Source organism: Caloramator proteoclasticus DSM 10124, assembly GCF_900129265.1.
Taxonomy (GTDB): domain Bacteria; phylum Bacillota; class Clostridia; order Clostridiales; family Caloramatoraceae; genus Thermobrachium; species Thermobrachium proteoclasticum.
This window is the reverse complement of the sequence record NZ_FQVG01000066.1, coordinates 1-12,494: the sequence shown is the minus strand read 5'-3', so window position 1 is coordinate 12,494 and position 12,494 is coordinate 1. Positions and strand designations below refer to the sequence as shown.

The window sequence follows — 12,494 nt, the reverse complement described above, 5'->3', positions numbered from 1 at the left end:
TCAAGAAAGCAGAAGCAAAGTAAAAACTATGAAAGAACAAGACAAAAGCTTGCTAAACTCCACGAAAAAATATCAAATCAAAGGAAAGATTTTCTGCACAAATTATCTTCTAAAATTATAAACGAAAACCAAGTTATAGTTTTAGAGGATTTGCAGGTAAAGAATATGCAACAAAATCATAAATTAGCAAAAGCAATAACAGAAGCATCATGGGCAGAATTTAGAAGGCTGTTAGAATACAAGGCAAAATGGTATGGCAGAGAAATAATAATAGCACCACAAAATTATGCATCAAGTCAAATATGCAGTGAATGTGGATATAAAAATTTTGATGTAAAGAATTTAGCATTGAGAGAATGGAAATGTCCAAAGTGTGGTGCAGTTCATGATAGAGATATAAATGCAAGCAAGAATTTGCTAAAATTAGCCATGTAATTGGTATATTTGGGGAAGGAACAGCCCTTTGAGCGTGGGATAACTTGCTCCATTGGGAGTATTGACCACGAAGCCACCACTTCTATAAGTGGGGGTAGTTCACATATGTGTAAACACAATCTTAACCTTTCAATATTGATAACGATTGTTTTAAATGATATAATGAAATTTGTATTTAAATTAGTAAAAGAAGGTGAATAAAGTGGGGATTTTAGAAAAAATTTTTGGTACATATAGTGATAGAGAAATTAAAAGGATAATGCCTTTGGTTGAAAAAATAGAATCACTGGATGAACAAATGTCAAAACTATCAGACGATGAACTTCGTGGAAAAACGTTTGAGTTCAAACAAAGATTAGAAAAGGGAGAAACATTAGATGATTTGTTGCCAGAAGCTTTTGCAGTAGTTAGAGAGGCTGCGTGGAGAACATTGGGAATGAAGCACTTTAGAGTACAGTTAATTGGTGGTATTGTGCTTCATCAGGGAAGAATAGCAGAAATGAAGACAGGTGAAGGTAAAACACTTGTTGCTACATTACCTGCCTATTTAAATGCTCTAACAGGTAGAGGAGTTCACATTGTAACAGTTAATGACTATTTAGCAAAACGTGATGCTGAATGGATGGGTAAAATCTACAACTTTTTAGGTTTAACTGTTGGGGTTATTACACACGAATTAGATTCAGTTCAAAGAAGAGAAGCTTATAACAGCGATATAACATATGGAACAAATAATGAGTTTGGTTTTGATTATCTAAGAGATAATATGGTTATATATAAAGAAGAAATGGTTCAGAGAGAGCTTAATTATGCGATAATAGACGAAGTTGACTCAATACTTATAGATGAAGCAAGAACACCTCTTATAATCTCAGGTGAAGGAGAAAAGTCAACATATCTATATCAAGTTGCTGATACTTTTGTAAGAACATTATCTAAAGAGGATTATGAAGTTGATGAGAAACAACATGCAGTTATTTTAACAGAAACGGGTGTTAAAAAGGCAGAGAATTTCTTTAAAATAGAAAACTATGCTGATGCAGAAAATATGGAGATTCAGCACCACGTTATTCAAGCACTTAAGGCTCATAAATTAATGAAAAAGGATATTGACTATGTTGTTAAGGATGGAGAAATAATAATAGTAGACGAATTTACAGGAAGACTGATGTATGGTAGACGTTACTCTGATGGTCTGCACCAAGCAATTGAAGCAAAGGAAGGAGTAAAGGTTCAAAGTGAATCAAAGACTCTTGCCACAATAACCTTCCAAAATTACTTTAGACTTTATAACAAAATTTCTGGTATGACAGGTACTGCACAAACAGAAGAGAGTGAATTCAGAGAAATTTATGGTCTTGATGTTATAGTAATTCCTACAAATAAACCAGTTGCAAGAGTTGACAAACCAGATGTTGTTTACAAAACAGAAGAAGCAAAGTTTAATGCAATAGTAAATGAAATTGTAGAAACATACAAAAAAGGACAGCCAGTTCTTGTTGGTACAATAAGTATTGAAAAATCAGAATATCTTTCAAGTATGTTAAAAAAGAGGGGAATACCTCACCAAGTTCTTAATGCCAAATATCACGAAAAGGAAGCTGAAATAGTTGCAAATGCAGGACAAAAGGGAATGGTTACAATTGCAACTAATATGGCAGGCCGTGGTACCGATATAAAGCTTGGAGAAGGTGTTGCAGAACTTGGAGGACTTAAGATAATAGGTACAGAAAGACACGAATCAAGAAGAATTGATAATCAATTAAGAGGACGTTCAGGACGTCAAGGTGACCCAGGAGAATCAAGATTTTATATATCCCTTGAAGACGATTTAATGCGTCTATTTGGTTCAGAAAAAATAAGTAACATAGTTGAAAGATTGGGAATGCCTGATGATGAACCGATAGAGAGCAAGATGGTTACAAATGCAATAGAACAGGCACAAAAGAAGGTTGAAGGAAATAACTTTGAAATAAGAAAATCCCTTTTACAATATGACAATGTAATGAATAAACAAAGAGAAATAATATACAATCAAAGAAGACAGGTTCTTGAGGGAGAAAACCTTCGCGATACGATATTCAAGATGATAGAGGACGTTATAGATGCAGCAGTAAATTCACACATATCTGATGATAGACATAAAGAAGAATGGGATTTAAGGGGACTAATTAACTATTTTGTAGATGTATTTAACATTTCAGACAAGTTAAGTGTTGAAGAGTTTGATAACTTAAGTAAAGAAGAAATAAGAGAAAAGTTATTAGGCATAGCAACTAATATGTATGAAAATAAAGAAAAAGATTTTGAAGATGACAAGATAAGAGAGATTGAAAGAATAGTACTTCTAAGAACAGTTGATGTAAAATGGATGGACCATATAGATGCTATGGATCACCTAAAGCAGGGTATAGGACTTAGAGCATACAGACAAAGAGATCCAATATATGAGTACCAAATTGAGGGTATGAATATGTTTGATGAAATGATTTATAGTATAAAGGAAGATACTCTAAGATTCCTATGCAGATTAAAGCCAGAAAAAGAAGTAAAGAGAGAAAGAGTTGCAAAGGAAACATCAACAAACTATGATGAATCAGTTAAGAAAACTCCTATAAAGAAACAAAAAGAGGTAGGTAGAAATGAGCCATGTCCTTGTGGAAGTGGCAAGAAATACAAACACTGTTGTGGAAAAAATAAATAATAGGGAAGGTGATTTTAGTGCACGTAATGTTTGAAGAACACTATGCAGCAATTAACCCGATGAGGGAAGCACTTAAGGAAATGGGGGCTTCTCTTTGACATCGCTAATTTAAAGAAGGAGATTGAAAACTTAGAAAACAAGATGAATGATCCAAGCTTTTGGGATGATCCTCAAAATGCACAAGTGGTAACACAAAAATTAAAATCCCTAAAGGATAAAGTAGAAAGATATGAAGACCTTGTAAGAAGGGTTGACGATCTTGAGGTTTTAATTGAGCTATCCGATGAAGTTGAGGATTTGGATGCACTTGATGAAATAGTGCAGGAGAGAAGAGAAATAGAAAAGAAAATAGAAGATTTCAAGATAGAAATACTTCTATCAGGTGAATATGACAAGAATAATGCAATACTTACAATTCACGCGGGTGCTGGTGGAACAGAAGCCTGCGACTGGACTTCAATGCTATTAAGGCTCTACACAAGATGGGCAGAAAAGAGGGGTTATAAGGTTGACGTTGTAGATATGCTTCCTGGTGATGAAGCGGGAGTAAAGAGTGTAACACTTGAAATAAAGGGTGAATATGCCTACGGATACCTAAAAGCAGAAAAGGGAGTTCATAGACTTGTTAGAATTTCCCCATTTGATGCAGCAGGTAAAAGACATACATCATTTGCTTCTGTTGAAGTTCTTCCAGAAATTACACCTGAACAGGACATTGATATAAGAGCAGAAGACCTAAAAATAGATACCTACCGTTCAGGTGGTGCTGGTGGACAATACGTAAACAAGACAGAGTCTGCAATAAGAATTACACATATACCAACAGGTATTGTAGTTCAATGTCAGACAGAGCGTTCACAGCACGCAAACCGTGATAGAGCAATGAAAATGTTAAAGTCAAAACTGATTGAACTTAAGGAAAGGGAACATAAAGAAAAGATAGAAGACCTAACAGGAGACTTAAAGGATATAGGATGGGGAAGCCAAATAAGATCCTATGTATTCCAGCCTTATACTCTTGTTAAAGATCACAGAACAGGCGTTGAAATAGGTAATGTTCAAGCTGTAATGGATGGAGAAATAGATGAGTTTATAAATGCATTCTTAAAGGGACAAACAGCAAGTGGAAACACAGATGTAGAGTAAAGACCACAGCCCGTATGGGCTGTGCTTAGATTATTGACAAACCTGTTTGTTAGCTAAAGTATGAATAAGCCCCATGAAAGGATTTCAATAGGCTCTTTCATGAGCTTTAGCAATTCTTAGGTTTAGACGTAGAAAAAGTCCGTAACTCGGCACAGGACGTGCCGAGCCGAGCGGCCATCAGGACGATGGCATCGCGAGGGTAGGACTTTTTCAAACAAAGAAAAGCTTAGAATTGCTTAGCGAAATGAACGAATGCCCAAGAAATCCTTCATGGGGCTAAGCAATATATAACTCAACATTCTGACAGCTCGTGTGGGCTGTACTTTTTTACAATAACTTATAAGTGTACTTTAACAAGTAGTTAGAGCTTATAGGAATAAACCCATTCTTTTCAAAAAATGGAGTAGAAGAATCTATGCAGTCAATTAAAATAGGTAAAACCCCCTTTGTTCTAAAGGAGTTTACAATGTCCATAAGAAGCATAGAACCAAAGCCTTTGTTTTGATAATCTTTGTCTATTGCAATTTTAATTATATAACCAAAACCAAGTGTAGCATTAAGCTTGTATATGCTATAACCTATGCAGTTATTATTAGAAATACACAAAGTAATTTTGATATACGGATCCTTTGCCATTTCAATAATATGGTGGGGTTTTAGTTTGAATATATCATCAAAAAAGCTGTTATCAATATCAACCATAGCCTTTGAATATATATTTGAATATGGCACAAAGTAGCAGTTTGATATATTGTTTTTTATATCATAATTTTTTTTAATCATTGTATTTAATTTATAAAGAGGATTAAAGTTTAAGGATTTAAACAGCTCTAATTTTTCTTCTGGAATGTTTGCTATATATAGGTCTTCATTAAAAAGGTCTAAAAAAAGTTTTAGCATTTCAGCAAGCTCAGCATAATCCTTTATTGAATATCTAATTATAAGATTGTCATAGTATCTAACGGGATATGAATAGTGGACCGGGTTTATATCAGATACAACCATATACCCGTCATTATATATATTATAAAGCTCTTCTTCTGAAACGTAGCTTGGTTTGTATTTTATTATCCTTTTTAAATCTAAGATAGTTGCTAAATGAGCCATAATATCACTCTCTTTTACTTGCTATAAAACATATTGATTCTAAAATAATTAATGCAACTATATATCCTAATATGACAGAAGTAAAGGAAAATTGATTAACCACTGGGTTATAAACAAGTTTAGTTCTACTTTCAAGGTATATATTTATTGCATTGAAAACATTTTCAAATCTATCTATATCAATGTTATCAATTGTATCCTTTGGTGTGTGGATTTTGCTTGTATCATCGTGTATAAAAGTTACTGCATTTATGTTTTCATAGCAGAAGGAAGCGTGGTCGCTGTTATCCTGATAAATATTTTTGCATTTTATTTTTTCCTTAAGTAGTTCTACTAAACTTCTTGAAAAAACACTTCTGTTACCTGACGTTAATATACTTAAAGGTACATCCTCTTTAGAACCTACCATATCAAAATTTATAACCTCAGCATCCTTTAAGTTGAGTCCACTATTTTTCACAAAGTAGGAAGAACCAATAAGTCCCTCCTCCTCAGCATTAAAGGCAGCAAAAATAATATCTCTGTCGTAGGAGGTGTTTTTCAATGCCCTTGAAATTTCAATAAGCATTGCAATGCCAGAGGCATTGTCAAGGGCACCAGAGTATATTACACCATCTGCATCAAACCCAACGTGGTCAAGATGTGCAGAGAAGATTATAGGGGGGAGGGTTTTATCCTTCCCTTCCTTTATTCCTATAATATTGCTTACCTTAACCTTCTTGTAATTTACAGGGCTTTGTATTTCAATATAGTAGCCTTGTCTTTTAAACTCCTCAAGTTCCTTTAAAACCTTTGTCTGAACCGAAATCTTAATAAGCCCCTCTTTATATTCCACCTGTTCCTTATAGGGACTTCTAAATCTCATCATTCTGTCAAAGGAATAAATTACAGCCCCTACACCATCCTTCATAAGTCTTTTATCATATTCGTAGTTTCCTAAACTCTCGCCTGTTATCCTTGATTCAAATTTAATTGTCTTGTCATCAAGCTTTGCATATATTCTTCCACCCTGTGATTGTCCAGAAATAATTTCTTTAAAATCCTCTCCGTACTTATATTCCTTTATTTTCTTTTTTTCACTGTCAAAAACTTTAAGGATACATTCTCCCTCAATCAAAGGAACAAAAACCTCAAAGCTTTGGCGGAAGTCCTTATAAAGAGGCTTTAATCCATTCTTTTTAAATTGTGAAATTATATAATCTTCTGCAAGTTTATTTCCCTTATCACCTGCAAGTCTTCCTCTGTATTTATCAGATGATAGTTCCTTTGTTATCTCATATACGTTATGTTTATTAAAGTTTATCGGAGTAAAGGATGTAAACAAAAGGCAGATTAAAATTAGGATTACTGTATAGATTCTCTTCATAAAATCACCTCGTATAATTATATGAAAATATTAGATAAATTAGCATAAGAGAGTAACTGAAACTTTAGTTTAAGCGTATTATAAAATAGAAAATTTATGTGGGGGATTTTATAAATACAGAATAATTAATGGCAGACTTATTTTGAAATTACAAATAGAAAGGGATTCTTTGTAGAACCTATGGATATATTAATTGCAGGAAAAGAAGAATAAATTGTAGCACCTTTTTTATCTATTCATAATATGATATAGAGTATAAAATATAGAGGTGATTTTTGTGCCTTTTCCAAGCGAAAGTAATTGGATAATATACACAGAAAATGGACTCCCTATAACAGCCGTTCCTAATAATGTAAATCCCTGTTCAACGGACATTGTAGGAGACCTTTCAAATCCAGCAGCCTACTACTATATTGATCCAGAAACTGAAACAAATAGAGAAGTTTCCTTTAGAATGAGATTAAATGAAACACCACTTAAAAGTCAGTCAGGTGAATTTAAAGAATTTGCTTGGGGAGTATTTATCAATTTTGGAGTAAATTTAAAATATACCTTCACAATTGACGTAAGCGGTGGAAATTATAGATTGATAATAAAAAATCCATTTGGGGTAATAATCTATAGCGTGTTAGTTGAAGATGTATTTGGAACGGATATTAGGGTAATTAAAGCAAATACAAAGTTTCCCTGTGCCAAAACACCAGATGACGACTACTTTTTAGATTTTAAAGCACCAATCTCAGCCTTTGAAGGATTTAATTTTGATACAACAGTATTTAGCCTTTGCTATTTCACATCTACTCAAAACCAAATTTTGATTAAAGATATAATCTGTGGAGATGAAATAAATAAGTCTGTTGAACCTGAGGTAATGTTGACAAAGGAAGTGACAGATGGCCCACTTTATCCTGAATGTATAGATCCAGAACAGGAAACTACCTGGACATATACACTTACAGTTACAAATAATTCAGAGTCAACCGCAGAGGGATTAGTAGTTAAGGACGTTATAAATGCAGAATTAGGACTTGAGGATACAGATGTATCTTTAACACCAAGTGGTACAACTTCTGCAGAGTTTGATGAGGAGACATCTACAGTAACTTGGAATATAGGAGACCTTGACCCAGGTAACTTTGAAACATTAGTGGTTACAATAACAGGTTCATTTAAATATCCTGGGTTTAAGATTATAAACTTTGCAACCTTAACTGGGGATAATATAAAACCTGTAGGGCCTGTAAGTGACAAAGGAGTCTGTGTCAATGAAGAACAGGGAGAAATAGAGATAACAAAGACATTAATAGATGGGCCTACAGAGATCAATGCGTGCAAAAAAGACAGATGGACAGTAGAGATAAAAGTAACAAATGTTTCGGAAGTTAAGGTGTATGGAGTAAAAGTTGTAGATGTTCTGAATGAAAATTTTGTATTTACAGGTGAAGTACCAATTTATACACCTTCAATGGGAGCAGTATTTTATGACTCTCCAACAAGTACTCTTGTTTGGCAGGTTGGAGATTTAGAACCAGACCAAGAGGAAACTTTAACAATACAATTTGATGGATACTTTATAATGACTGGACTTCAATATTTAAATGAGGCACGTGCATCGGCTATAAATGCCGATACAACTGATATCGTTCGTGATGAAGGTGTTAATGTTTTGGCAGCCTATGAGAATATGTTAATAAATATATCTGGTAAAATAATGGATTGCAAAACAATGGAGCTTCTTGAGGGAGTAACTGTGAAGGTATATAAACAATGTAGTCTAATAAAAACAGAAATATTTGATGAAGAATATAGTTTAAATTTACCTGTTGGAGTTTACACAATAATATTTGAAAAGGATGGCTACTATAAAAAATTTATAGCTCCTATAATTTATACAGATGAATATATTAAATACGATGTAAAACTTTTAAAGAGAAAATCAGTAACAGATACTTTTGAGAATAATTTAGATTTATATGTTGATAAAATCGTAGAAAGAATAGATGGAAATATTTTATTAGACCAGATTGTATGCCTTCACGAGAAATATGATTTAGAATGTGGCAGTGATGTAATAGATAGTTTTGAATATAAGATATATGATAATAAAATAATATTAAAGTTTATTATAGAGAAAAATATAATTTACAAATATGAAGGAAAGGATTTAATGATTAATCTTCTTGAGCATTCCATCTGCTACCCGTTAGAAGAGGATGTTTGTGATAATCAGTTTAAGTATAAATATATTGTTAAAGGATTTAAGTTCTGTAGAGATTTAAGCAAACTTTACAACTTCTGTGACATAGAATTTAAGGGATTCTTTGTAGAACCTATGGATATACTAATAAAGGGTGAGGCAGAGAAGGACTGCTAAGAGTTATCCACTATTTTTAAGGCTTATCCACAGGTTTTGTGGATAAGCCTGTGGAATATTTTGTGAAAAAAATGTGGAAGAATGTTGGATAAAAAAATATTGTGTATAAGATGTGGACAAGCTTGTGGATATTGTTGAAAACTTTTTAGAATATTTGAAAAATCATTATTTTTATAAATATATAATATACTATAATATGATTAAGATATAGGGTGGGGTATTATGGGAGATAATATAGACAAGCAGATTGACGATTTTATAAAAAGGCTGTCTGAGCGGTTTGAAACAGTTGAAGATGACTGCGAATTTGATGACTGCTTTAATGAGTATATAAAGGAGAGCATAGAGGGTGGGATTAAGGATAAAAGGGTTTCATACAACCCTTGTAATGCCTGTAGAAAAAAACAGGTAATAATAGATGCCTACAATAGAATATGCAATAGAGAATATATTCCACCTTATGTTGATGAGGATTGTAGAAATTATAAGCTGGCACTTGTGGCAGAAAAGGTTGAAGAAGAAATTTTGGTAAATGTTTTTGAATACTTGATATTTAGAGTGAGTATTAGGGAAATAATAGATAGGATAGATGATGTTGAATGGAGATGTAAGGCGGAAGATATACTAATATCTACAGGATATGATAAATTTATTGAGATGAACTTTGGAAAATTTAATAAAAGGCAGATAATAAGGATGCTTTACAATGTAAACTATGTTCCCTTTGATGCAGATAGAAAAAGAACTCTAACAGAAAAAGAATGCATTACAATGATAAAATATTATATAGTAGTTGCTCTTAGGGACAAGGTAAATGAAAGTCTACTTAAAATACTAAGACTTATAGAACTTGAGCTTGAATATAAAATAGCAGTTATAGAGGATGAGATAAGATATATAATAAAATGTATACTTCAGGAGATTTTAATTACACCAATTCAATCGAATAACTATAATATAAATTCCTTTAATGTTGTAGGGGCATTAACTGAACTTTTTAAGGTGTTTGATGGGGTTGTAATAAATGGTACAGTTGCAGCAAATGGTAAACACGATCAAAGATCTGATTTTAAACATTTTAGAAATACAATAGAGAAGTATGAAAGGGCAATACGAGTATCCTTTGATTTGTTAACTAAAAAGATAAAGCAGTATGGTGAACTAATAGAGCAAAGAAGATATATTGTTGGATTTACCGGCATTTGTGAGAGGCCAAATGTATTTCCTAAAAATGGTGATAATAAGGATATAATTGTTCCGCCTAAACCTATAATTATTTTAAATCCTGAACAAAAATAGGTTGTCTTTTTTTGATATATAATGTAAATTATTATTGTAATATATATTTTAAAGAGGTGTAAATATATGGGAGATGGGCCTTATAGTAGTAGCTTAAAATAGACCACAAGGGTGCATACTGTTCTGCACCCTTGTGGGGTGTAGAAAGGAGTGCACGGAATGATAAAGATTTATAAGACTATTCAGGACAACACAACGGTAGAGGTTGAAACTATTGAAAAGGGATGTTGGATTAATATAATAAATCCAACAGATACAGAACTTGAATATGTTTCAAGTAAGACAGGTATTATGGTTGATTTCTTAAAATCAGCACTTGATGAAGAGGAAAGTTCGCGTTTAGAAATTGAAGAGGATCAATACCTATTTATATTTGACATTCCATTTATTGATGTCGAAAACAAAAAACTAAACTATTATACAATTCCACTTGGTATTGTTTTAAATAATGATTTTATAGTAACAATATGCCTTGAAGAAAATAAAATACTTGAAGATTTTATAAAGGGCAAAATTAAAAGCTTTTATACCTACAAAAAATCAAGATTTATACTACAAATACTATTTAGAATATCGACCTATTACTTAAACTATCTAAAGCAGATAGATAAAACAAGTTCAGTTATAGAAGCAAGGCTTCATAGATCAATGAAAAATAAAGAACTTATACAGCTTCTTGAACTTGAAAAGAGTCTTGTTTATTTTTCAACATCTCTTAAGGCAAATGAGATAACCCTTGAAAAGATGCTAAAGCTTGAAATGATAAACAAATACCCAGAGGATCAAGATGTTCTTGAGGATGTTATAATTGAAAACAAGCAGGCAATAGAGATGGCAAATATATATAGTAACATATTAAGTGGTACAATGGATGCCTTTGCATCAATCATTTCTAACAACTTAAACATAGTTATGAAGTTCTTAGCATCAATTACTATTGTAATATCTATTCCATCGGTTTTTGCAGGACTTTGGGGTATGAACGTACCAGTTCCCTTTGCAGAAAATCCCTTTGGATTTTATATAGTTCTTTTAATTACGGCACTTGCAACAGGAGTTGCAGCATATTATCTTGCAAAGAAGGATATGTTTTAAGGATTTATATTGAAAGTTAGGTTTAAGCCTAACTTCACGTTGTTGAAAAAGTTATATATTGATTAGCCCCATGAAGGATTTATTGGGTATTCGTTCATTTCGCTAATCAATTCTAAGCTTTTCTTTGTTTGAAAAAGTCCTACCCTCGCGATGCCATCGTCCTGATGGCCGCTCGGCTCGGCACGTCCTGTGCCGAATTACGGATTTTTTCAAAGTCGAAAACCTAAGAATTGCTAAAGCTCATGAAAGAGCCAAATAAAATCCTTTCATGGGGCTTTTTCATACTTTAGCTAACAATTGGGTTTGTCAACAAAATGAAGTTAGGCTGTGTCCTAACTTTTTGTATTTACAGCCCCTTTTTGTTTAATTTTTGTATAAAATATAGATAATTGAGGAAATTGCACAATTAAGAAATTTTAAAACTGTATAATTTATCCACAGGTTGTAATGTTGATTTGTTTGATTTTAAATAAAAATTGATTTAAATATGTGTTTTTGACGCACTTTAATAAACCACAAACAAATATTGTGATTTTATGGTAAATATTATATTTTATTGCCACTAAGCACTTGTGGATAATGTGTTTAATTTATTTACAGCTATTGTGCCAGCAACTAATGATATACAATTGAGTAATGCCCATGTTTTAGCTTTGGCTATTCCTGCGGAGCGTATATTATCTAAATTTAAGCCTGAATTATTCACCAACCAAAAATTAAACTGAAAAATATTTATAAGAAATCTTAGTATAATTGTTATATGAATAAAATTTTCATAAATTACAGATATTTACATTAAAGAAGAATAGATTTCACCTATAGTATAAAATTTTACTTTTTGAACTTATCAAAGAACAATAATAAAAGAATTTCATTCTAACTTGTGAATATTTGCTACAATCTCATAAAAATCATTTTTATATGCGTAGCTACTGCAAAGCTTAAATATTATGTAGCGACTACTTCTT

Annotated in this window: 8 protein-coding genes; 6 read left to right on the top strand and 2 right to left on the bottom strand. The window is 32.4% G+C overall.

The genetic code is table 11. The features are described 5' to 3' along the window. The 3 genes from BUB63_RS11765 to prfB form a co-directional block, all read left to right on the top strand. Nucleotides 1–435: RNA-guided endonuclease TnpB family protein (locus BUB63_RS11765; RefSeq protein ID WP_143290284.1), on the top strand; the 435-nt coding region annotated here is incomplete at its 5' end. Nucleotides 436–637: 202 nt separating this feature from the next. After that, the gene (gene secA, locus BUB63_RS11760; RefSeq protein ID WP_073249977.1) at nucleotides 638–3,139 is read left to right on the top strand and encodes a preprotein translocase subunit SecA; all 2,502 of its coding nucleotides are present in this window, start codon (nucleotides 638–640) and stop codon (nucleotides 3,137–3,139) included. A 26-nt stretch (nucleotides 3,140–3,165) separates the two neighbouring features. Next, a protein-coding gene (gene prfB / locus BUB63_RS11755) for a peptide chain release factor 2 (protein WP_242826175.1) occupies nucleotides 3,166–4,285 on the top strand; the annotation gives its coding sequence in 2 pieces (ribosomal slippage) (nucleotides 3,166–3,234 and nucleotides 3,236–4,285; 1,119 coding nt in all). Between the two features lie 327 nt (nucleotides 4,286–4,612). On the opposite strand, the gene BUB63_RS11750 is transcribed toward prfB, so the two are convergent. Both BUB63_RS11750 and BUB63_RS11745 read right to left on the bottom strand, forming a co-directional pair. Continuing rightward, on the bottom strand, nucleotides 4,613–5,392 hold the full coding sequence (locus tag BUB63_RS11750; protein ID WP_073249974.1) for a GNAT family N-acetyltransferase: 780 nt from the start codon (nucleotides 5,390–5,392) through the stop codon (nucleotides 4,613–4,615). A gap of 4 nt (nucleotides 5,393–5,396) precedes the next feature. Continuing rightward, nucleotides 5,397–6,758, bottom strand: coding sequence for a M28 family metallopeptidase (locus tag BUB63_RS11745; RefSeq protein ID WP_073249972.1), 1,362 nt, complete (start codon nucleotides 6,756–6,758; stop codon nucleotides 5,397–5,399). 277 nt (nucleotides 6,759–7,035) lie between these two features. Between BUB63_RS11745 and BUB63_RS11740 the strand changes: the two genes are divergently transcribed. From BUB63_RS11740 to BUB63_RS11730, 3 genes are all read left to right on the top strand, one after another. After that, nucleotides 7,036–9,132 carry a DUF11 domain-containing protein gene (locus tag BUB63_RS11740; protein WP_073249970.1) on the top strand — a complete coding sequence of 699 codons (2,097 nt, stop codon included), beginning with the start codon at nucleotides 7,036–7,038 and terminating at the stop codon, nucleotides 9,130–9,132. A 222-nt stretch (nucleotides 9,133–9,354) separates the two neighbouring features. Next, entirely contained in the window at nucleotides 9,355–10,431 is a 1,077-nt protein-coding gene (locus BUB63_RS11735) for a hypothetical protein (protein WP_073249968.1), read from the top strand. A gap of 159 nt (nucleotides 10,432–10,590) precedes the next feature. Beyond that, entirely contained in the window at nucleotides 10,591–11,526 is a 936-nt protein-coding gene (locus BUB63_RS11730) for a magnesium transporter CorA family protein (RefSeq protein WP_073249966.1), read from the top strand. Nucleotides 11,527–12,494: the final 968 nt, after the last annotated feature.